This is a genomic window from Neisseria subflava, assembly GCF_003044935.1.
GTDB lineage: Bacteria > Pseudomonadota > Gammaproteobacteria > Burkholderiales > Neisseriaceae > Neisseria > Neisseria subflava_E.
Window position 1 is genome coordinate 81,864 of the sequence record NZ_POXP01000001.1, and the last position, 21,649, is coordinate 103,512.

Annotated in this window: 18 protein-coding genes; 6 read left to right on the forward strand and 12 right to left on the reverse strand. The window is 48.8% G+C overall.

Annotation, left to right across the window (positions count from 1 at the left end):
* Together DBY95_RS00385 and DBY95_RS00390 are read left to right on the forward strand one after the other, a co-directional pair.
* The gene (locus DBY95_RS00385; protein ID WP_107722990.1) at window positions 1-3,213 is read left to right on the forward strand and encodes an efflux RND transporter permease subunit; all 3,213 of its coding nucleotides are present in this window, start codon (window positions 1-3) and stop codon (window positions 3,211-3,213) included.
* Between the two features lie 56 nt (window positions 3,214-3,269).
* Entirely contained in the window at window positions 3,270-4,676 is a 1,407-nt protein-coding gene (locus DBY95_RS00390; protein ID WP_107722991.1) for an efflux transporter outer membrane subunit, read from the forward strand.
* A gap of 74 nt (window positions 4,677-4,750) precedes the next feature.
* Here DBY95_RS00390 and DBY95_RS00395 read toward each other — a convergent pair whose 3' ends face one another.
* On the reverse strand, window positions 4,751-6,088 hold the full coding sequence (locus DBY95_RS00395; RefSeq protein ID WP_107722992.1) for a GTPase/DUF3482 domain-containing protein: 1,338 nt from the start codon (window positions 6,086-6,088) through the stop codon (window positions 4,751-4,753).
* 573 nt (window positions 6,089-6,661) lie between these two features.
* Window positions 6,662-7,123 carry a winged helix-turn-helix transcriptional regulator gene (locus DBY95_RS00400; RefSeq protein ID WP_079453694.1) on the reverse strand — a complete coding sequence of 154 codons (462 nt, stop codon included), beginning with the start codon at window positions 7,121-7,123 and terminating at the stop codon, window positions 6,662-6,664.
* A gap of 216 nt (window positions 7,124-7,339) precedes the next feature.
* On the opposite strand from DBY95_RS00400, the gene alr reads away from it, so the two are divergent.
* Window positions 7,340-8,398: an alanine racemase gene (alr, locus tag DBY95_RS00405; protein ID WP_070748124.1), complete on the forward strand. Its 1,059-nt coding sequence runs from the start codon at window positions 7,340-7,342 to the stop codon at window positions 8,396-8,398.
* A gap of 59 nt (window positions 8,399-8,457) precedes the next feature.
* Here the strand turns inward: alr and DBY95_RS00410 are convergent, their stop codons facing one another.
* On the reverse strand, window positions 8,458-9,201 hold the full coding sequence (locus DBY95_RS00410; protein ID WP_107722993.1) for a pseudouridine synthase: 744 nt from the start codon (window positions 9,199-9,201) through the stop codon (window positions 8,458-8,460).
* 330 nt (window positions 9,202-9,531) lie between these two features.
* Here DBY95_RS00410 and DBY95_RS00415 point away from each other — a divergent pair, with 330 nt between their 5' ends.
* Both DBY95_RS00415 and DBY95_RS00420 read left to right on the forward strand, forming a co-directional pair.
* Complete coding sequence (locus DBY95_RS00415) at window positions 9,532-11,613, forward strand: carbon starvation CstA family protein (protein WP_107722994.1); 2,082 nt, start codon at window positions 9,532-9,534, stop codon at window positions 11,611-11,613.
* A complete protein-coding gene (locus DBY95_RS00420; protein ID WP_003747442.1) occupies window positions 11,603-11,797 on the forward strand; it encodes a YbdD/YjiX family protein in 195 nt (64 codons plus the stop codon). The genes DBY95_RS00415 and DBY95_RS00420 overlap by 11 nt, the downstream gene beginning before the upstream one ends.
* 117 nt (window positions 11,798-11,914) lie before the next feature.
* Here the strand turns inward: DBY95_RS00420 and DBY95_RS00425 are convergent, their stop codons facing one another.
* From DBY95_RS00425 to ppsA, 5 genes are all read right to left on the reverse strand, one after another.
* Window positions 11,915-12,205: a chaperone modulator CbpM gene (locus DBY95_RS00425; protein WP_049336193.1), complete on the reverse strand. Its 291-nt coding sequence runs from the start codon at window positions 12,203-12,205 to the stop codon at window positions 11,915-11,917.
* Window positions 12,206-12,220: 15 nt separating this feature from the next.
* A complete protein-coding gene (locus tag DBY95_RS00430; RefSeq protein ID WP_039862375.1) occupies window positions 12,221-13,180 on the reverse strand; it encodes a DnaJ C-terminal domain-containing protein in 960 nt (319 codons plus the stop codon).
* Between the two features lie 206 nt (window positions 13,181-13,386).
* Window positions 13,387-13,869 carry a hypothetical protein gene (locus DBY95_RS00435; protein ID WP_003747439.1) on the reverse strand — a complete coding sequence of 161 codons (483 nt, stop codon included), beginning with the start codon at window positions 13,867-13,869 and terminating at the stop codon, window positions 13,387-13,389.
* 171 nt (window positions 13,870-14,040) lie between these two features.
* Window positions 14,041-14,745: a peptidoglycan DD-metalloendopeptidase family protein gene (locus tag DBY95_RS00440; RefSeq protein ID WP_107722995.1), complete on the reverse strand. Its 705-nt coding sequence runs from the start codon at window positions 14,743-14,745 to the stop codon at window positions 14,041-14,043.
* Window positions 14,746-15,015: 270 nt separating this feature from the next.
* Entirely contained in the window at window positions 15,016-17,400 is a 2,385-nt protein-coding gene (gene ppsA, locus DBY95_RS00445; protein WP_107722996.1) for a phosphoenolpyruvate synthase, read from the reverse strand.
* 417 nt (window positions 17,401-17,817) lie between these two features.
* Here ppsA and ppsR point away from each other — a divergent pair, with 417 nt between their 5' ends.
* Entirely contained in the window at window positions 17,818-18,639 is an 822-nt protein-coding gene (ppsR, locus tag DBY95_RS00450; protein ID WP_036491303.1) for a posphoenolpyruvate synthetase regulatory kinase/phosphorylase PpsR, read from the forward strand.
* A gap of 55 nt (window positions 18,640-18,694) precedes the next feature.
* Here ppsR and dcd read toward each other — a convergent pair whose 3' ends face one another.
* From dcd to DBY95_RS00470, 4 genes are all read right to left on the reverse strand, one after another.
* Window positions 18,695-19,261 carry a dCTP deaminase gene (gene dcd / locus DBY95_RS00455; protein WP_107722997.1) on the reverse strand — a complete coding sequence of 189 codons (567 nt, stop codon included), beginning with the start codon at window positions 19,259-19,261 and terminating at the stop codon, window positions 18,695-18,697.
* 125 nt (window positions 19,262-19,386) lie between these two features.
* A complete protein-coding gene (locus DBY95_RS00460; protein WP_107722998.1) occupies window positions 19,387-19,818 on the reverse strand; it encodes a hypothetical protein in 432 nt (143 codons plus the stop codon).
* 22 nt (window positions 19,819-19,840) lie between these two features.
* Entirely contained in the window at window positions 19,841-20,623 is a 783-nt protein-coding gene (locus DBY95_RS00465) for an ADP-ribosylglycohydrolase family protein (RefSeq protein ID WP_107722999.1), read from the reverse strand.
* Window positions 20,624-20,700: 77 nt separating this feature from the next.
* Entirely contained in the window at window positions 20,701-21,600 is a 900-nt protein-coding gene (locus DBY95_RS00470) for a recombination-associated protein RdgC (protein WP_107723000.1), read from the reverse strand.
* Between the last annotated feature and the right edge of the window lie 49 nt (window positions 21,601-21,649).

Here is a 21,649-nt window from a genome sequence, read left to right on the forward strand (position 1 = left end):
ATGTCTAAGTTTTTTATTGACCGCCCCATTTTTGCATGGGTTATTGCGATTTTTATCATCGCAGCGGGTATTTTCGGCATTCAAAAACTGCCGATTTCCCAATATCCGTCCGTTGGAGCGCCGACCATTACTTTGCGCGCTACTTATCCAGGCGCTTCTGCCCAAGTAATGGAAGACAGCGTACTAGCCGTTATCGAACGTAATATGTACGGTGTGGAAGGTTTGGACTATATGACGACTTCTGCCGACTCCAGCGGCAGCGGCAGCGTCAGTCTGACGTTTACACCGGAAACCAATGAAGATTTGGCACAAGTAGACGTACAGAACAAACTGTCTGAAGTATTGTCCACATTGCCCTCTACCGTACAGCAATATGGTGTAACCGTATCTAAAGCGCGTTCCAACTTCTTGCAAGTGGTCATGCTTTCTTCTGAAAAGCAATCCATTGAGGAAATGAACGATTACGCCCAGCGCAATATCATTCCTGAACTGCAGCGTATCGACGGGGTAGGGCAGGTACAATTGTTTGGTGCGCAACGCGCCATGCGTATTTGGGTTGATCCGAAAAAACTGCAAAACTACAACCTGTCTTTTGCAACGGTAACCAACGCACTGGCTACTCAAAATATCCAAATTTCTGCAGGCTCTATCGGTTCTTTGCCGGCGGCTGCAGGTCAGACCATTTCGGCGACCGTTACTGCGGAAGGGCAATTAAGAACGGCTGAAGAGTTCGGCAACATCATTTTGGTATCAAATACCGACGGCTCTAATGTCTATCTGAAAGATGTGGCAAAAGTCGGCTTGGGTATGGAAGACTATTCCTCTTCCACCCGTTTGAACGGCGTCAACACTACCGGTATGGCAGTGATGCTGTCCAACAGCGGTAACGCTTTGGCAACGGCGACTGCCGTAAAAGAAAAAATGGCGGTTTTGCAGAAGTATTTCCCAGACGGTATGAGCTGGAAAGTTCCTTACGATACTTCCAAATTTGTGGAAATTTCGATTGAGAAAGTGATCCATACGCTTTTGGAAGCCATTGTTTTGGTATTCTTGGTGATGTATCTCTTCCTGCAAAACATCCGCTATACGCTGATTCCGACCATTGTTGTACCGATTTCCCTGTTGGGCGGTTTTGCCTTTATCTCATACATGGGTATGTCGATTAACGTATTGACCATGTTTGCGATGGTGCTGGTGATCGGTATTGTGGTCGATGACGCAATTGTGGTCGTTGAAAACGTTGAGCGTATTATGGCGAGCGAAGGTTTGTCGCCTAAGGCTGCCACCAAAAAAGCGATGGGTCAGATTTCCGGCGCGGTTATCGGTATTACTGCCGTGTTGATGTCCGTATTTGTTCCGCTGGCAATGTTTAGCGGTGCAACCGGTAACATTTACAAACAGTTTGCCTTGACCATGGCGGCATCGATTGCATTCTCCGCATTCCTTGCCTTGACGCTGACTCCGGCATTGTGTGCCACCATGCTCAAACCGATTCAGAAGGGTCATCACGAAGAGAAAAAAGGTTTCTTCGGTTGGTTTAACAAAAAATTCGACAGCTGGACGCACGGCTACGAAGGTTGGGTTGCCAAAGTCTTGCGTAAGACTTTGCGCATGATGGTTGTCTATATTGGTCTGACTGTTGTGGGCGTATTCTTGTTTATGCGTCTGCCGACTTCCTTCTTGCCGTCTGAAGACCAAGGTAACTTGATGTTGAGCGTACAGCTGCCTGCCGGCGCGACCAAAGAGCGTACCGATGCAACTTTGGCTCAAATCACTCAACTGGCGAAATCTGTACCTGAGATCGAGAACATTATTACCGTTTCCGGCTTTAGTTTTAGCGGTTCCGGCCAAAACATGGCTTTGGGCTTTGTCATTCTGAAAGACTGGAGCGAACGTACTGCTCCGGGCAGCGATGCGACTTCTATTTCCGGTAAGTTGACCGGCATGATGATGGCTACGCTGAAAGACGGTTTTGGTTTGGCGATTGTGCCTCCTGCCATTATGGAATTGGGTACAGGCTCCGGCTTGACGATTTACCTGCAAGACCGTAACAACAGCGGCCATGCCGCATTATTGGCCAAGCGCAATGAGTTGATTGACAAAATGCGCAAAAGCGGTTTGTTTAACCCAAGTACCGTCCGTGCGAGCGGTTTGGAAGATGCGCCGCAGTTGAAAATCGACATCAATCGTTCCGCCGCAGCCGCACAAGGTATTTCGTTCTCTGATATCCGTACTGCTTTGGCTTCTTCTTTGGGTTCGTCTTATGTCAACGACTTTCCGAATCAAGGCCGTCTGCAACGTGTAATGGTACAAGCTGATGCGAGTGCCCGTATGCAGCCTGCCGATATTCTGAACCTGACTGTACCGAACAAATCCGGCGTTGCCGTACCGCTTTCTACCATTGCTACTGTTTCTTGGGAAAACGGTATGGAACAAAGCGTCCGCTTCAATGGTTATCCGGCAATGGAGCTTTCCGGCTCGCCTGTTAATGGCGTATCTTCCGGTCAGGCCATGGCTGCGGTGCAGCAAATGGTTGATGAAATGGGCGGCGGTTACAGTCTGGAATGGGGCGGTCAGTCTCGTGAAGAGGCTAAAGGCGGCTCGCAAACTGTCGTATTGTACGCATTGGCCGCTGCTGCTGTATTCTTGGTATTGGCTGCTTTGTACGAAAGCTGGTCTATCCCGTTGGCGGTTATCCTCGTGATTCCGTTGGGCTTGATTGGTGCTGCATTGGGCGTAACCGGCCGCAACATGTTTGAAGCACTGCTGGGCAGTATTCCGGCATACGCCAACGATATCTACTTCCAAGTCGGTTTCGTTACGGTGATGGGTTTGAGTGCGAAAAACGCGATTTTGATTATCGAGTTTGCCAAAGACCTGCAAGCGCAAGGTAAGAGCGCGCTTGAAGCTGCGCTTGCCGCCGCACACCTGCGTTTCCGTCCGATTATCATGACTTCGTTCGCCTTCATCTTGGGCGTGGTACCGCTCTATGTTGCCAGCGGTGCCAGCTCCGCCAGCCAACGTGCGATTGGTACGACCGTGTTCTGGGGTATGTTGATCGGTACGATTCTGTCTGTGTTCCTTGTGCCTTTGTTCTATGTGGTTGTGCGCAAATTCTTTAAAGAAACTGCACACGAGCATGAGATGGCCGCCAAACACGCCGCTGAAGCCGGCATGATTGAAGACGGTAAACACGATTCAGACAAGCACTAAAGCAAAGGCCGTCTGAAAAATTTTCAGACGGCCTCAAAATGCTAAAGGATTCTAAAATGAAGAAGATTACATTCAAACCTGTACTGACCGCTGTTGCCGCAGCTGTGGCTTTGTCGGCCTGTACCATGATGCCGAAATATGAGCAGCCTCAAGTTGCCGTTGCCGATACGTTTAAATACGACACTGTTGACGACGGTATCCGTGCCGCTGAATTGGGTTGGCAAGATTACTTTGCCGATCCGCGCCTTCACCGCCTGATCGACATCGCATTGGAACGCAATACCGATTTGCGTACGGCCGCGCTGAATGCGGAAATCTACCGCAAGCAATATATGATTGCGCGTAATAATTTGTTGCCAACCGTCAATGCCAGCGGTACAGGTTCGCGTCAAGGCAGCTTGAGCGGCGGAAGCGTCAGCAGCCAATACAGCGTGGGTTTGGGCGCGGCCTCTTATGAACTCGACCTTTTCGGTCGTGTCCGCAGCACCAGCGAAGCCGCGTTGCAAGGTTATTTCAATGTGGCCGCCAACCGCGATGCAGCGCATCTGACCTTGATTTCTACCGTTGCCAAAGCCTACTTTAACGAACGCTACGCCGAAGAAACCATGGCATTGGCACAACGCGTATTGCAAACCCGTGAAGCGACTTACAAGCTTTCGCAATTACGCCATAAGGCCGGTGTGATTTCCGCCGTTGATTTGCGCCAACAGGAAGCCCTGATTGAATCAGCCAAAGCCGATTACGCATCCGCGGTGAAAAACCGCGAGCAAGCGCGCAATTCTTTGGCCATGCTGATTAATCAACCTTTGCCTGAAGATTTGCCTGCCGGTCTACCTTTGAGCAAGCAGTTCAAATTGACCAAACTGCCTGCCGGTTTGAGTTCGGACGTGTTGCTCAACCGTCCGGATATCCGTGCGGCCGAACACGCGCTCAAACAAGCCAATGCCAATATCGGTGCGGCACGTGCGGCGTTTTTCCCACGCATCAGCCTGACCGGTTCGGTCGGTACCGCTTCCGGCGAGTTGAGCGGCCTGTTTAAGAGCGGCACGGGTATTTGGGCTTTTGCACCGTCAATCACTCTTCCTATCTTTGACTGGGGCACAAACAAAGCCAATCTTGACGTAGCCAAACTGCGCCAACAGGCACAAATCGTTGCTTATGAAGCCGCCGTTCAATCTGCATTCAAAGACGTTTCTAATGCTTTGGTTGCCCGCGAACAGCTGGATAAAAGCTATGCCGCTTTGAGCAAACAAAGCCGTGCCTACAACGACAGCCTGCGCCTCATCAGCCTGCGCTACAAACATGGCGTATCCAGTGCATTGGATTTGCTGGACGCCGAGCGCAGCAGTTACGGCGCAGAAACTGCTCTTTTGGCTAATCAGCTGACCCGTTTGGAAAACCTTGCCGACTTGTATAAAGCACTTGGCGGCGGTTTGAAACGCGAAACCAAAGCTTCTGAATAAATATTTGCCTGCTAAGCTTAAAAGGCCGTCTGAAACATTTGGGTTTCAGACGGCCTTTTTGTTATGCGGCAATTCTAAGCTTTTAATTTCTCGCTTAAAGTGGCGACATAGGCTGCGCGTTCGTTACGGCTGGCTTCGGGCTGGTGTGTATTGAGCGAAGACCATTTGCGGTTGCTGCGCGCTTTGTTGAGTTCGCTTGGCAGTTTGGCTGCATTCCATGGCGCTTTGCGTTCTTTTAGCTCGATATGAGATTGAGCCGCATGGCCGCGCGTTTGCAAGACGTGCAACAAATCCAGTGCGCGTGCGGCGAGCAGGGTAAGGGTTTCCGGATCGGTATGCAGGGTTTGTCGGCCGTTGATTTTGTCGGTGATGTCTTGGGCATTGGGCAAAATGCCGCCCAACAGTCCGCCGATGGCGGTACCCAAACCAAGCGAGCCGCCAAGCGTGGCAATGTCTAAGCCTAAGCCGATGAGCGCGCCTGCGGTTGCGCCGGTACCGGTACGGATGCCGTAATGTTTGAGCAACTCGCTGTCAAACGGATCTTGTTTGAAGGCTTTGGGCATCCATGTGCTGTCGCTGCCGACTTCGTCGTGATAGAAGCGGTAAAGTGTGAACAGGCGTTGTTGCATTTGCCGCTCAAGTTGGCGGATTTCCGATTGCATGACTTCCAAAGTCGGGGCAGGGTCGTCGTTTTCGGCAATTTCTTGGGTGAATGCGGCGGCATCCAGCAGAAAATCAGCAATTTCACGGCGCGCTTCCGTATCCAGCCGTTGCCACTCGCGACGGCGCATATTGATGAGGCGGTCGAGGATGTCGCGCTTAGGTAACATGGTGGCAAGGTTGTCCCACAATCGGATTTCGCCTTCAAAGTCGAAGGCAACGGTATCGAAACCGGCGTAAACATGCAGGTTTCTGCGGGCGAGCATATTGGTCCAAGCGGTCAGGTCTTGATTTTGGGTGAAGTTGAACACGGGCATGATGGGCTTGGCGCACCAAGACAAAATAGTCAGCTCGTCTTTGTATTTGTCGAGGACGGGTTCCCGCGCATCGATGACGTACATGGCCATATCGCTTTGCATGACTTGGCGCAGCACTTTGGCCTCTTGGTTGAATTCGTGATGCGCTTCATGATTGCTGAGGAATTGCTGAATGCGCTCAATACCGTCATCGCGTGCGGATGTGTGGGTTTCCAGCCAGTCCAACACGCCGCCGGCATCTTCAAGGCCGGGGGTGTCGTAGAGATAAACCAAGCTGTCGTCGCCGTCGTTGATGAGGGCTTCTTCGACATGGCGTGTGGTAGAGGGCGCGTTTTTTACTTCACCGAAGGTGCTGTCGCGCAAAAGCGTACGTAAGAGCGAGGTTTTGCCTGTGTTGGTATGGCCGACGACGGCAAGGGAAAGTGGGGTGGTCATGGTCTTTGGGTTGGGTTGATATGGACTATGAATGTGTGAGTATGGAGCCGTTTATCTTTAGTGGCAATATATGTTTCAGACGGCCCTAAATTCTTTTTATATATGGGCGAAAATAGCAAGAAAAATAGGGGGATAGCGACTTTGTTGTTTTTTAGCAAAATACTTGAAAATAGATGGGGAAACAGTTGACAGGAGGGTAGAAGACAAGGATAATTCGCGCCGTTGAGTTGCTTGATGCAGCTTGATTTTTCTCCTCTATTTCTCCTTTGTAGACTTGGCGCATATCGAAACGGTATGCGCATTTTTTTATCTGCATTGAAACATGATTACATTTAAAATCTGTTAATTGAATAATTAAGAAACTTTACAAGAAAAATACTTGCGCGGTTGAATATCTTGTTGCATAATTCGTTTCGTTAGCTGGTTCGAGTAGTCAGTTAATAGTTTCTCCTCTATTTCTCCTTTGTAGACTTGGCACACATTCTGTCGGATGTGTGCATTTTTTTGCTCATTTAAAATAAAGGCCGTCTGAATGTTGTAATCTTTCAGACGGCCTTTGTGTGTTGAATAGAATTAGATGTCTAATACTACTTCTTCTTTGACTTCTTCCATGACAACATAGCTGCGGCTTTCGGACGCAGCCGGCAGTTGCAGCAGGATATTGCCGAGCATATCGCGATAGGCGGACATATTGGGCAGGCGGACTTTGATAAGGTAGTCGTATTCGCCGGAGACTAAGTGGCATTCCAGAATTTGCGGAATCTTCAGCACTTCGCGTTTGAAGTCTTCAAAAATATTGCCGGATTTGGAACGCAGTTTTAGCTCGACAAAGACCAGGAGGCTTTGGCCTAAAGCATGAGGATTCAGATGGGCGTGATAGCCGGTAATAAGGTTGTCGCGTTCCAAGCGGCGGACGCGTTCGGTTACCGGCGTGGTGGAGAGGCCGACTTTTTCAGCCAATTCGGTCATGGGGATACGTGCGTTTTGTTGTAGGAGCTTGAGAATTTTTAAGTCGGTTTTGTCGAGTTCTTTCATGGCCTTGATGTCTGTCGTTTTCATTTGGATTGAATCATAACCTTAAAACAGGCTGAGAAGAAGCATAAATGCCTAAAGGCGCGCATGATTTCTAGATTATGAATAGATTAATCTTGTGTATTTCATGGAATCCTGTGTAGTTTTTGACCTATAATATTTACTTCAAAGTAATAGGGCAGGCCGTCTGAAACGGAATGCCAATAAGAGGAATACATTATGCGTCCGCTCAATGCGCAAATCCGTTTGGATAATTTACGTCAAAATTATCGTTTTCTCAAAGAGTTGCATGGCAATAAATTACTGGCTGTGATTAAGGCCGATGCTTACGGGCATGGTGCGGTCAGATGTGCACACGCGTTGGCGGATATTGCCGACGGCTTTGCGGTGGCAACGGTAGATGAAGGCGTGGAATTGCGTCAAAACGGCATTAAAAATCCGATTGTTTTGTTGGAAGGCGTGTTTGAGGCTGCGGAATATGCGGATGTTGACCGTTATGATTTGTGGCCGGCAATCGGTAGCCAATGGCAGTTGGAGACATTTGTGCATCATGAGTGGCAACGTCCGACAACCGTATGGCTGAAAATGGACTCAGGTATGCACCGTGCCGGTTTCTTTCCTCACAATTATGCCGCCGCCTATACTGCATTGAAACAATCCGAATCGGTTGAAAACATTGTGAAATTCAGCCATTTTGCCTGCGCGGACGAGCCGGAAAACGGTATGACCGAAATGCAGCTTGAAGCGTTTGATTTGGCGTGTGAGGGTTTGGAAGGCGAAGAGAGCTTGGCCAATTCCGCCGCGATTTTGAACGTGCCTGAAGCGCGCCGCGATTGGGGTCGTGCCGGTCTGGCCTTATATGGTATTTCGCCTTTCGGCGGTGTGGATGAGCGTTTGAAACCTGTTATGCGTCTGACTTCCCGCGTTTTCGGCGAGCGTGTGTTGCAACCGCATTCTCCGATTGGTTACGGCGCAACGTTCTACACCAGCAAATCTACCCGTGTCGGTTTGATTGCCTGCGGCTATGCCGACGGCTATCCGCGTCGCGCTTCCACTAATTCCCCTGTGGCGGTGGATGGCAAACGCAGCCGTATTATCGGCAGGGTATCTATGGATATGATTACGGTTGAGCTGGAAGCCTCGAAAGAGGGCTTGGGCGCGGAAGTCGAGCTTTGGGGCGATGTGATTAATATCAATGAAGTTTCCGAAGTTGCCGGTATGATTCCGTACGAAATCCTTTGCAATATCAAACGTGCGAAGTTCACTTATATCGAGTAAGCAGTCAAAGATCAGGCCGTCTGAAATGTGTTTTCAGACGGCCTTTTTGTTATCTGCAATTAAAACGATTCGTCAGCGCGTAAATAACGCCATTTGCCCGGCGGCAGTCTACCGAGTTTGACTTTGCCCATGCGGATGCGTTTCAAACCGACGACGCGCAGGCCGACCAGTTCGCACATGCGGCGGATTTGGCGTTTTTTGCCTTGTCGCAAAATAAAGCGTAACTGGTCTTCGTTTTGCCATTCGACTTTGGCGGGGCGCAATTTTTCTCCGTCCAAACTCAAGCCGTGGTTGAGCAGGGCAAGGCCTTTGTCGTCCAGTTTGCCACGGACGCGGACGAGGTATTCTTTTTCGCTGCTGCTGTTTTCGCCAATCAGCTGTTTGGCAATGCGGCCGTCCTGGGTGAGCACCAACAATCCGACGGAGTCAATGTCCAAGCGGCCGGCAGGGGCTAAGCCGAATTTGTGCTTTTCGCTGAAAGGGATACGACTGTCGTCGCCTTCCCAGTGGTTTTCGGCGGTAATGAGTTCGGCGGCGGATTTATAGCCTTTTTCTGCCTGCGCGCTGACGTAGCCGACGGGTTTGTTCAGAAGGATGGTTACGCGCGCGGCTTGTTTTTCATGGGCTTGTTTGTTGAGGTCGATACGGTCGCGATCGGTGACTTTTTGACCGAGTACGGCGGTTTGGCCGTTGACTTTGACCCAGCCTTGCTCGATATAGCTGTCTGCCTCGCGGCGCGAGCATAAGCCTAATTGCGCCATGCGTTTGGAGAGGCGCATGGTTTCGGAATCGTTGTTTTGCATGGTACGGCAATATAGAGAAATAGGAATGTCGGATTATAGCATTGACCGTTTGTCAGGCCGTCTGAAAACTGAATATTTGGTTTTTCAGACGGCCTTTCGTTTGTTATATGTTAAGGAATATTTAGTTTTGAAGTAAAAAATGAAGGGTATATTGTCTGTTTGTGTTAACCTTACGGACGAACTAATCATTTTGTTTTCAGTCGAATTGGGGTTGAAATGACATTTCACTCATGAAATCATGAAGACTATAATGACTGGTCTTTCTGAAGCGCATTAAGGCAGTTTGTCGCTAAAGCAAGCCTTGGTGCATCACGTTTTAAGGATAAATCAATGAAATCGCTCAAATCATTTTTGATCTGGGGCATTGTGGTTTTGGTAGGCTTGGCCTCCTTTACTACTTTAGCTCTCAGCCGTGGCGAGCAAGTCAGTGCGATTTGGATGGTTACGGCCGCCATTTCGGTATACTGCATTGCCTACCGTTTCTACAGTCTTTACATTGCCAACCGTGTGATGCAGCTTGATCCTAACCGTCTGACTCCGGCAGAACGCCACAATGACGGCTTGGACTATGTTCCCACACATAAAGGCGTACTGTTCGGCCACCACTTTGCCGCTATTGCCGGCGCAGGCCCTCTGGTTGGTCCTGTATTGGCAGCGCAAATGGGTTATCTGCCCGGTACTTTGTGGATTATCTTCGGCGTGGTATTTGCCGGTGCCGTACAGGATATGATGGTACTGTTTGTTTCTATGCGCCGTGACGGTAAGTCTTTGGGCGATATCGTGAAACAAGAACTCGGTACCGTCCCCGGCGTGATTGCATCCATCGGTATTTTGATGATTATGGTCATCATTATGGCGGTGTTGGCGTTGATTGTTGTGAAAGCATTGGTTCACAGCCCTTGGGGTACGTTCACCATTGCAGCGACTATGCCGATTGCCCTGTTTATGGGTATCTACACTCGTTATATCCGTCCGGGCAAAATTGGCGAGATTTCCATCGTCGGCTTCATTTTGCTGATGTTGGCCGTGATTTACGGTGAAGATGTTGCTCACAGCTCCTTTGGTCACTGGTTCGACCTTGACGGCATTCAGCTGACTTGGGCGATTATGATTTACGGTTTCGTGGCTTCCGTATTGCCGGTTTGGCTCTTGCTGACTCCGCGCGACTATCTGTCTACCTTCCTGAAAATCGGTACGATTGCAGCTTTGGCTTTGGGTATTGTTATTGTTAACCCGACTCTGCAAATGCCTGCAGTTACCCACTTTATCGATGGTTCAGGCCCGGTATTCTCCGGTGCATTGTTCCCATTCTTGTTTATTACCATTGCTTGTGGTGCGGTTTCAGGCTTCCATGCGCTGATTTCTTCCGGTACCACCCCAAAAATGGTGGAAAACGAAACTCACGTCCGCATGATCGGTTACGGCGGCATGATTATGGAAAGCTTTGTGGCCATTATGGCGCTGGCTGCCGCCGCTTCGCTTGAGCCAGGCGTGTACTTCGCGATGAACAGCCCGGCTGCGCTGATTGGTACAGATGCCAACACTGCTGCCGAAGTCATTACCACTAAACTGAACTTCTCTATCGATGCCGCAACCTTGTTGCACACTGCTAAAGAAGTGGGCGAAAACACCATTCTGTCTCGTGCAGGCGGTGCGCCAACTCTTGCAGTCGGTATGGCACATATCATGAGCCGTCTGATTCCGGGCGAAGCCATGATGGCGTTCTGGTATCACTTTGCCTTGCTGTTTGAAGCCTTGTTTATTTTGACCGCGGTTGACGCCGGTACACGCGTTGCCCGTTTCATGATTCAAGACTTGGGCAGTATCTTCTACAAACCATTCGGTAACACCGACTCTATCCCTGCCAACTTGGTTGCAACATTCTTTGCCGTGGCATTGTGGGGTTACTTCCTCTATACCGGCGTAACCGACCCTCTGGGCGGTATTAACTCGCTCTGGCCGTTGTTTGGTATCGCCAACCAAATGCTTGCAGGCGTAGCGTTGATTATGTGTACTGTTGTATTGGTGAAAATGAAACGCGACCGCTATGTTTGGGTAACTTTGGTTCCTGCTGTCGGCGTCTTGTTTGTGACCTGCTATGCCGGTTTGCAAAAACTGTTCCACAGCGATCCGCGCGTCAGCTTCTTGGCGCACGCAGGCAAATACCGCGATGCCTTGGCTTCAGGCGAAGTCCTTGCTCCTGCTAAAGACATTGGCGAAATGTCACAAATCATCTTCAACGACCAAATCAATGCCGGTCTGACCGCTTTGTTCTTGGCAGTTGTCGTGATTGTCGCCGTGTACGGTTTCCGTACCGCCATGAAAGCCCGTAAAGTTGGCTGGCCAACTGCTAAAGAAATTCCAGCAGTGTACCGCGACGGTAAACAGCCGGAGGCTCAAAGTGAAGCATAAGCTTGCCTCTTGGTGGAAAACCATCAAGTTGACAGCGAACTTGATGGCCGGTGTCCCGGATTATGAAAACTACGTTGCCCGTCAGCGCAAACATAATCCTAACGCGCCGGTCATGACCGAGCTGCAATTCCAAGATTACTGCCGCAAACGCCGTTGCGGCGGCAACGGCGGGCGCTGTTGTTAATGAAGGCATAAAAAGGCCGTCTGAAAATATTTTCAGACGGCCTTTCATTATGGAATATCAATAAAAATCAAAAACTTTGTCTTGTCATCAATATTTAATCGAACAACTTGCCAATATTTACTCTTCTTCGAGCAGTACCAGCGGACGCTGTATTTTTCTGAGCTCTTCCACCTCGTCCAACAGCCGCATAATCAGCCCCAATGCAGGAATGCCGGCCTCAAAATCACGGCTTAAGCGTTGTGCGCGACGGATGCGGGCAAGATGAAAACCACTGAAGGTGCTTTTTTCGGGCACTCCATCTATGCTGATGATGTCTTCTGCTATAAGTTCCAACAGCCAATCACGACGGCAGCGGCTGGCGGCAACGATTTCTTCAAAAGTAAGGGTAACATCGGAGGACTGAATCATAATTTATCCTTTCTCTTATGCTTGTTTCGCGGCAAAGTGTTCGGCCAATTTTTCCCATGCGGCACGGTCGGCTTCGCTCTCTACTGGCGGAACATTAATGCGGATATTGAGATAAAGGTCTCCGGCTTCTTTTGCAGGAATACCTTTGCCTTTGAGGCGGATGCTTTTACCGCTTTGGCTGTTGGCAGGCAGATTGACCTGCAAGCGGCCTGATGCGGTAGGGACGATGATTTTGCCGCCCAATACGGCTTCCCAAGGTTTGACATCTATTGTTTGATATACGTCTTTCCTATTTTTGACGTATAAATCAGGTTGGTCGTGGAACTTGATTTTTAAGTACAAGTCACCGTTTTCACCGCCGTTATATCCCGGCAAACCTTGGCCGGCTAAACGGATTTGTTGGCCTTCTGCAATGCCTTTGGGGATTTTGACGTTGAGGGTTTTATTTTGATAAACCGCACGTCCGTATTCGTCTAGGGTCGGCACATTCAAAGTCATGCTACGTTCTGCGCCAACATACGCTGCGTAAATATCAATACTCAATTCAGCATGTTGATCCTCGCCTTTTATTGGGCCGCGGGGTTGCTCGGAACGAGTGTGGGATTGGCGGAATGATGAAAACAGATCTTCAAAATTGAAATCTCCCGCTCCGAACGGCTCGCCTTCATGACGTTCATAGCGGAAGCCGCCGCCGTTAAATCCATTGCCAAACGGATTGCCGCCTTGACCGAACGGATTGCCTCCGGCGCTGCGTCCGTAAGGATTAGCCAACATTTCATCGTATTCGGCCCGCTTTTCTTTGTCGGAAAGCGTTTCGTAGGCACGGTTGATTTCTACCGTACGTTCGGCTGCGTCAGGTTCTTTGCTGACATCGGGGTGGTATTTGCGCACCAGTTTTCGGTAGGCTTTTTTGATTTCGGCCTCATCCGCATCTTTGGCAACGCCCAGTATTTCATAATAGTTTTTTTCTGCCATGTTATTCCTTTGACTGCTCATATACAAAATTCTTATGGTTTTAATAATTGAGGGTGGATATTCTAAAATCAAGGGCGTTGGAAATAAAATTCTCTATTTCTGACAATGATTAATGGATAATTTATTTCTTTGTTTCTAGAGAAATAGAAAATATAAAGGCCGTCTGAAATACTGCTATTTCAGACGGCCTTTATCAAATTGGGGTTTTATTTGTCTTGAGCATTTTTTTGTTCGCGGACCACCCATTGGGCAATATCTGAACCCAATACTTTAGAAGTGCGGTTCAAGACGGCGCAAGAGCTTTTATAAGCGCCAAACATGCCGCCGGAAGAGTTGCGGGTAAAGGTTTTTTTGCCGACTTGTTTACCGTCAACATACAAAGTAGCAGAAACAGCCATCCCTTTGGCATGGCCGATAAAGGCATTGCCTGCACTCATGGCGGAAGTAATGGCGATATCTGCGTATGTACCTTGTTTTTTACCGTCACGGACAACCGTTACATCGCTTTTGGCTGCGGTTTCTTGCAAAGATTTGGACATGATGCTGCCCACTTCTAAACACTCGGAAACAATACGGGTATCGATTTCTTCTTTATCGCGGTAAGGAATGCTTTCATCAATATGGACATCCGCGCTGGCAAATGCAGATGCAAACAAGAATGCGGTTGCAAGGATACGGTTAGGAGACATAGTAGAACACCTGAAATGGAATGTTAAAAAGAGTTGTTATTGTATAACGGCGTTTACACTCAATCAACATAAGTTAAATAGGAAAAGATTTTGTTGAAATAGCTGTTATAGCAAGATAATCAAAAGGCCGTCTGAAATAACAGTATTTCAGACGGCCTTTTGATTGGGACATTAATTTGTTCTGGTCAAATAAGGCAGGGGATCGACTGCTTTGCCGTTTAGACGAACTTCAAAATGCAGCTTGACGCTGTCTGTATCGCTGCTGCCCATGGTGGCGATAACTTGGCCGGCTTGGACTTTTTGATCTTTTTGTACTAAAAGCGTGTCGTTGTGGGCATAGGCGGTAATGGTGTAGTCGTTGTGGCTGATTAAAATTAGCTTGCCGTAGCCGCGGACTTCTTCGCCAACGTAGATAACGGTACCGGCTCCGGCGGAACGGATTTGTTGGCCTTGTGTGCCTGCAATATCTATGCCTTTGCTGGTTGTGCCGTTGTATCGTTGGATAATGGAAGATGAGGCGTTATCGGTCGGCCATTGCAAACTTAACCGATTGATCGGGGTAACGGCGGTTGCTTGGCGTTGCTGCGTAGCAGTATTGCGGGAGGCAACATGACGGCGGACGCGCAATACTTGGCCGACTTCGATTTGTGAGGCGTTGGGAAGGTTGTTCCATGCAACCAATGTATTGACGTTTTGTCCGTACCGTTTGGCGATTTGGGTCAGGGTATCGCCGGGACGGACTTTGTAGTAGCCGTCGGGTACGGCGCGGTTGGAAGAAGTGTTGTTGCCGGCGCAGGCTGCTAAGACGGCAATGGTGCTGATGAGTGCCAGACGTTTTAAGGCCGTCTGAAAGGTGGAAATAAAATTTGTATTCATGAGTTGTTTCTAAAGGTATCGTTATACTGTATATGATAGATAGGAAGAGTGAAAAAAGGTTCACTCAAAAGGCATGGGATAAAATGCGGAAAGGCAATATAGTACCATTGAGAATTTGTAGATAAGGCTGAATATTTCTATATCTTTTTGATGCAAGGGGACTTTTTTGAAAAGGTAAAAGAACGTGAAAGTTCTTTCAGACGGCATTGAATAAGGCAATAAAAATCCCCTGCCGAGATAGATGGGCAGGGGATTTTGGTCTCATCGAACTTATTTGTTCAATTCGTTAGCCAAATACAGCCAAGTTTCAATCACGGTATCAGGGTTGAGCGATACGCTTTCGATACCTTCTTGAACCAGCCATTTGGCAAAGTCCGGATGGTCTGACGGGCCTTGACCGCAAATGCCGACGTATTTGTTTTGTTTGCGGCAGGCAGAGATTGCCAAGTGCAACATCACTTTAACGGCAGGATTGCGTTCGTCGAAGGATTCGGATACCAAACCGCTGTCACGGTCGAGGCCGAGGGTCAGCTGGGTCATGTCGTTAGAGCCGATGGAGAAGCCGTCGAAGTATTGCAGGAATTGTTCTGCCAATACAGCGTTGCTTGGCAACTCGCACATCATGATCAGGCGCAGGCCGTTTTTGCCGCGTTCCAAACCGTTTTCTTTCAGGGCTTTGACAACAGCTTCGGCTTCACCCAAAGTGCGGACGAATGGAATCATGATTTCGACGTTGGTCAAACCCATTTCGTCACGGACACGTTTCAAGGCTTTGCACTCGAGTGCGAAGCAGTCTTTGAAGCTGTCAGCAACATAACGCGCTGCACCACGGAAGCCCAACATTGGGTTTTCTTCGTGCGGTTCGTAGATGCTGCCACCTACCAAGTTAGCGTACTCGTTGGATTTGAAGTCAGACATACGGACGATGGTTTTGCGTGGATAAACCGAAGCAGCCAAAGTTGCCACACCTTCTGCGATTTTATCGACATAGAAGTCGACAGGAGAAGCGTAGCCAGCGATGCGGCGGGTAATTTCCGCTTTCAATTCGTCGTCTTGTTTGTCAAATTCCAACAAGGCTTTAGGATGGATACCGATTTGACGGTTGATGATGAATTCCATACGTGCCAAGCCGATGCCTTCGCTAGGCAGGTTGGCGAAGCTGAATGCCAATTCAGGGTTACCAACGTTCATCATCACTTTGACAGGGGCTTTAGGCATGTTGTCCAAAGCAACATCGGTAACTTGTACGTCCAGCAGGCCGGAGTAGATGAAGCCGGTATCGCCTTCGGCACAAGATACGGTAACTTCTTGGCCGTCTGAAAGCAGGTCGGTAGCATCGCCACAACCTACAACAGCCGGAATACCCAATTCACGCGCGATAATCGCTGCGTGGCAGGTACGGCCACCACGGTTGGTAACAATGGCAGAAGCACGTTTCATTACCGGTTCCCAATCCGGGTCGGTCATGTCGGTAACGAGTACGTCGCCTGCTTCAACGGAATCCATCTCTGAAGCATCTTTCACCAAGCGAACTTTACCTTGGCCAACTTTTTGACCGATAGCTCGGCCTTCGCACAAGACAACTTTTTCGCCGTTGATAGAGAAGCGGCGCAGGTTGCGGCTGCCGTCTTCTTGAGATTTTACAGTTTCAGGGCGTGCTTGCAGGATGTAGAGTTTGCCATCCAAACCATCGCGCCCCCATTCGATGTCCATTGGGCGGCCGTAGTGTTTTTCGATGGTCAGCGCGTAATGAGCCAACTCGGTTACTTCGGCGTCGGTAATGGAGAAGCGTTGACGGTCTTCTGCAGGTACATCAACGTTGGTTACAGATTTACCGGCTTCGGCTTTGTCGGTAAAAATCATTTTGATTTGTTTCGAACCCATGGTTTTGCGCAGGATAGCCGGTTTGCCTGCTTTCAAAGTAGGTTTGAATACATAGAATTCGTCAGGGTTTACCGCGCCTTGTACGACGTTTTCGCCCAGGCCGTAAGAAGAGGTAACGAAAACGACTTGGTCGTAACCGGATTCGGTATCGATGGTGAACATCACACCGGAGGCACCGCTGTCAGAGCGCACCATGCGTTGTACGCCGGCAGAAAGGGCAACGATGTCGTGTTCGAAGCCTTTGTGGACACGGTAAGAAATGGCACGGTCGTTGTACAGGGAAGCGAATACATGGTGCATCGCTTCTTTAACGTTATCCAAGCCATTGATATTCAGGAAGGTTTCTTGTTGGCCGGCGAAAGAAGCGTCCGGCAAGTCTTCTGCTGTTGCAGAAGAACGTACGGCAACGGAGATGTCCGCACCGCCGGCATCGGCAACCATTTTGTTCCAAGCTGTTTCGATTTCAGCATCCAGTTGCTCAGGGAACGGGGTATCCAAAATCCATTGACGGATTTCTTTACCCACGCGTGCCAATTCAGCAACGTCTTCAACATCCAGTTGTTTCAGGGCTTCGGAAATACGCTCGCTCAGACCATTGTGAGCCAGGAAAGCACGATAAGCTTCGGCTGTGGTTGCAAAACCGCCGGGAACGCGCACGCCTTTTTCAGTCAGTTGGCTGATCATTTCGCCCAAAGAGGCATTTTTACCGCCCACTCGCTCAACGTCAGTCATACGCAGGTTTTCAAACCAAATAACGTAGTTTTCGGCCATTTGTGTGTCCAATCCAATCCAAAAAATGTTAAAAAAGAAACAAATCCGCCTGCTTATTGTAGCCATTCGTTTGATGGCTGTCATGTGTTTTATCTTTTTAAAAATCACAAATTCGTCTGTGATATTGTGCTTTTCAGGCGTGTAGCCTTCTGAAATATGAATATTAGATTCATGTTTTTACGTGTTATCTTCTTGTTAAATATGGAAAACAAAATAAGTTAATAAATTTGATAAATAAGATTTATTTTGCAATTTTAGAATAAAATTCTACAAAATAGCAAAAAATAAAATTTTGTGCCAATTTTAAAATTGTTCAAATTTGTTGTAATCCTGTGTAATCTGACGGGAGTCGCTTTATTGCAAAGGCTGTAACTGCTATGATTGCCGTCTGAAACGTTACCCTCAAGAGGATTCATTATGACTGATCCACGCCAAGTCTTCTATATTTCCGACCGAACCGGCCTGACTGCTGAAAATATTGGTGAAGCCTTGCTGAACCAATTTGGCAATGTTGAGTTCAAACGCCATACCTATCCGTTTATCGATACGCCTGAAAAAGCGCGTGCTGTTGTAGACAAAGTCAACCAGTCAGCTGAAAAATTCGGCGTGCGCCCGATTGCTTTTGTCAGTGTGGTCAATGACGAAATCCGTGAAATCATCAAGAAAGCCAATGCGTTCCATATTAATTTCTTTGAAACCTTTCTTGGTCTTTTGGAAAAGGAACTCAATACGGAGGCGGTTGCCGCCCGGCAGGGGCACCACAGTATCGGCAATACCCAACGCTATGATGCGCGTATGGAGGCGGTCAATTTTTCACTGAATCATGATGACGGCGTCAGCGATAAAAACCTGCAGGAAGCGGATGTGATTTTGATGGGCGTGTCCCGTTCGGGCAAAACGCCGACCTGTCTCTATCTGGCCCTGCAATACGGTATCCGCGCTGCAAACTATCCATTGATTCCCGATGATTTGGAATCGACCGATTTGCCGCGTATGGTCAAACCTTATAAAGACAAGCTGTTTGGTTTGACCATTCAGCCTGAACGCTTGCAGGCAATCCGTCAGGAGCGCCGTCCTAATTCGACTTATGCCAAAATCGATACTTGCCGCAGCGAGATTGCCGATGCGCAAAATATGTTCAAACGCCACGGTGTGCCGTTTACCAATACAACCGATAAATCTGTGGAAGAACTCGCCGTTCATATCTTGCAGGCTTGTAAGTTGAAACGCCGTTTCTAAATAAAATAACAAAAGGCCGTCTGAAACTTCAGACGGCCTTTTGTTATTTTGTATATTAGGTCTTGGGCAGGGTAACACCTGTTTGTCCCATGTATTTGCCGTTGCGATCTTTGTATGAAGTTTCGCAGACTTCATCGCTTTCAAAGAACAAGACTTGGGCCACGCCTTCGCCGGCATAGATTTTGGCAGGCAGGGGGGTGGTGTTGGAAAACTCAAGCGTAACGTAGCCTTCCCATTCAGGCTCGAACGGGGTAACGTTGACGATAATGCCGCAGCGAGCATAGGTGGATTTGCCCAAGCAGACGGTTAGGACGTTGCGCGGGATGCGGAAATATTCGACTGTGCGCGCCAGTGCAAAGGAGTTGGGCGGAATGATGCAACAGTCGTCTTCGACTGTAACGAAGTTTTTTGGGTCGAAGTTTTTTGGATCAACGATGGTGCTGTTGATATTGGTGAAGATTTTAAATTCATTAGCACAACGGATGTCGTAGCCGTAGCTGGATGTGCCGTAGGAAATGATGCGTTGGCCGTTGTCCTCTTTGATTTGGTTGGGCTCGAACGGCTCAATCATGCCGTGTTCTTCGGCCATGCGGCGTATCCATTTGTCGGATTTAATGCTCATGGTGGTTGTCCTGGGGTAAGGGTTGTTTGGAAATTCTTTAAAATCAACACAACAGCCTTTAGGCGGGCTTGTTCATTGATGTTTCAGACGGCCTAAAAGCTGGATAAGGCCGTCTGAAAGGCTGTTTATTTGGTTTTGGAAGCAGATTTCTTAGGCAGTTTGACTTCTTTAATCATACCGTCTTCGCATTTCATGATGAAGACTGGTGTGCCGTTTTGGGAGGCGGTAAAGTTTCCGTGCGCCCTGCCTTTTTTGAACATGCCCTCCAGCGTCATATTGCGTAATTTGGCGCTGTTGGAGGAGAAAGGTTCGATAAAGGTCTCGCTGTTGCTGGAAACGGTATATACGCCTTTGCCGTCAAATTTTCCGTCTTTAAAGGCTCCGACATAGCTGCGGCCGTCTTGGCATTTCCATGTACCTTTGCCGGATGGTTTACCATCTTTGCCGACATCGCCATCATAAGCGCAACCTTTTTCCTGATAAGGATTGATGGTTTCAGCAATGGCAGGCGTACCCAGCATGAAGGCGATAGGGACTAGGGCGAGGTATTTCATCATTCATTCCTTTTTGCAGGCAGTTTCAGACGGCCTGATATTGGGATTCAAAAGTCAGCAGGGTTTCAGCAATACGGCGTGGCAATATGGCTAAAGCGTGTTCGCGCATAGATGTAGGGATACCATAGCAGGCTTCGGCAATACTGCCGGTAATGGCCGCCAAGGTATCACTGTCTCCGCCCAAGGAAACTGCCAGTCGGATGGCGTGTTCAAAATCATCGCTTTCAAGAAAGGCGGTAACCGCTTGAGGTACGGTTTCCTGACAGCTTTCGTTGAAATGATAATGCGGGCGGATTTGGTCGCAACTTTGGCTCAAGTCGTAGCCGAATTGTCGTGTAATGTTTTCTTTGATTTGCGCTTTGCCTATACCGATACGCGCCCAAAAAATGGCGGCAGCTACGGCTTGCGCGCCTTTAATACCTTCCGGGTGGTTGTGCGTTACGGCGGCGGATTGTTCGGCAAAATGCAGGGTTTCTTCCAATGTGGCAAATGCCCAACCAACGGCAGAAACACGCATGGCCGAGCCGTTGCCCCAGCTATTATAAGGTGCAGGATCTTTCCATTCTATCCATTGTGAGAAGCGGCCGCCATATGCGCCTTTGGGGCAGGGATATGCCCTACACCAGCCTTGTAAAATAGAGGCCAAATGATCGTTGCAGCCTTGTAAAACCCAATCGGCAATGGCAACAGTGCAAATCGTGTCATCGGTAAAGTCGCTGTCGGGGCTGAAAATATCGAAATCGATGTGACGGTAGTTGTCAAACTCAAATCTTGATCCGGCAATATCGCCAATGACTGCGCCCAACATCATGACATCCTTTCTGATACTTCTATTTATATTTCAGACGGCCTTTGATATTCCCAATCGAAAGGCCGTCTGAAAAATTACTCTTGCCAGCCGCCTAAATAAGAAACCAGTTCTTCCAACATGGTGCTGATGGCTTCGGTCATCAGGATTTGTGAGGCAAAGGCGAGGCTGGCTGCATCGTCGCCGTTGCTTTCGGCTTCTTCTTGCAAAACGTCCAGATACTGGATGCGTTTGAGCGTAAAGTCTTGGGTGAGGATGAACGCGATTTGTTCGCGCCATACCAAGCCCAGCTGGGTAACGGTTTTGCCATTTTTGACGTGTTGTACCACTTCATCGGCGGTCAGGTCTTGTTTGGAAACTTTGACGACCGGAACAACATCGCCTACGCCTTTGAGTTCGCAGTCGCTGTCTAATTCAAAACCGCCTTCGCAATGGCCTTGCAGCAGCCAGCTGGTCATCAGGGAGGAGGGCGATTTTTTGGTGTTGGGCAGGGCTGCTTCCAAACCGCCCAAGGCTTCGCGCAGTTTGGTCAGGATGTTTTCCGCTTTGGCAGATGCGGCATTGTTGACCAAAAGGTACCCGTGGCGCGTATCGAAAATCGCCTGTGTGCGGCTGCTGCGCGTAAAAGCACGGGGCAGCAGGTCGTCGGTAATCTGCTCTTTCAGCTCTTGTTTTTCCTTACGGCCGACATTGCGCGCTTCGTTGTTTTGGATTTCCAAAACCTTTTCATCCAAAATATCGCGGATCACGCCGGCAGGCAGGACTTTTTCTTCTTTTTTCAGGGCAACGCGCCAAGTGTAATCGGCAGGGAAAACCAGCTCGGGCGAAAAGGAAACCGGCGTGGCAAAGCCTTCGCTAAACCAGTCCAAACCCTGACAATGGGCAAATTCGGATTGCGCCAATTTGTCGGCAAGGACTTCCAATTCGGGCAATTTGTCTTTGTTTAGCGGATAAAAACTGATTTGCTTAAACCACATGGCGAGTTTTCCTTTTTATTAAAACCGGCATTATACAGGGAAAATAACA

Excerpts from the sequence above, each read along its gene's own strand:
- DBY95_RS00385 (WP_107722990.1), top strand. The coding sequence starts at position 1 with ATGTCTAAGTTTTTTATTGACCGCCCCATTTTTGCATGGGTTATTGCG.
- DBY95_RS00390 (WP_107722991.1), top strand. The coding sequence starts at position 3,270 with ATGAAGAAGATTACATTCAAACCTGTACTGACCGCTGTTGCCGCAGCT.
- DBY95_RS00395 (WP_107722992.1), bottom strand. The coding sequence starts at position 6,088 with ATGACCACCCCACTTTCCCTTGCCGTCGTCGGCCATACCAACACAGGC.
- DBY95_RS00400 (WP_079453694.1), bottom strand. The coding sequence starts at position 7,123 with ATGAAAGAACTCGACAAAACCGACTTAAAAATTCTCAAGCTCCTACAA.
- alr (WP_070748124.1), top strand. The coding sequence starts at position 7,340 with ATGCGTCCGCTCAATGCGCAAATCCGTTTGGATAATTTACGTCAAAAT.
- DBY95_RS00410 (WP_107722993.1), bottom strand. The coding sequence starts at position 9,201 with ATGCAAAACAACGATTCCGAAACCATGCGCCTCTCCAAACGCATGGCG.
- DBY95_RS00415 (WP_107722994.1), top strand. The coding sequence starts at position 9,532 with ATGAAATCGCTCAAATCATTTTTGATCTGGGGCATTGTGGTTTTGGTA.
- DBY95_RS00425 (WP_049336193.1), bottom strand. The coding sequence starts at position 12,205 with ATGATTCAGTCCTCCGATGTTACCCTTACTTTTGAAGAAATCGTTGCC.
- DBY95_RS00430 (WP_039862375.1), bottom strand. The coding sequence starts at position 13,180 with ATGGCAGAAAAAAACTATTATGAAATACTGGGCGTTGCCAAAGATGCG.
- DBY95_RS00435 (WP_003747439.1), bottom strand. The coding sequence starts at position 13,869 with ATGTCTCCTAACCGTATCCTTGCAACCGCATTCTTGTTTGCATCTGCA.
- DBY95_RS00440 (WP_107722995.1), bottom strand. The coding sequence starts at position 14,745 with ATGAATACAAATTTTATTTCCACCTTTCAGACGGCCTTAAAACGTCTG.
- ppsA (WP_107722996.1), bottom strand. The coding sequence starts at position 17,400 with ATGGCCGAAAACTACGTTATTTGGTTTGAAAACCTGCGTATGACTGAC.
- ppsR (WP_036491303.1), top strand. The coding sequence starts at position 17,818 with ATGACTGATCCACGCCAAGTCTTCTATATTTCCGACCGAACCGGCCTG.
- dcd (WP_107722997.1), bottom strand. The coding sequence starts at position 19,261 with ATGAGCATTAAATCCGACAAATGGATACGCCGCATGGCCGAAGAACAC.
- DBY95_RS00460 (WP_107722998.1), bottom strand. The coding sequence starts at position 19,818 with ATGATGAAATACCTCGCCCTAGTCCCTATCGCCTTCATGCTGGGTACG.
- DBY95_RS00465 (WP_107722999.1), bottom strand. The coding sequence starts at position 20,623 with ATGTTGGGCGCAGTCATTGGCGATATTGCCGGATCAAGATTTGAGTTT.
- DBY95_RS00470 (WP_107723000.1), bottom strand. The coding sequence starts at position 21,600 with ATGTGGTTTAAGCAAATCAGTTTTTATCCGCTAAACAAAGACAAATTG.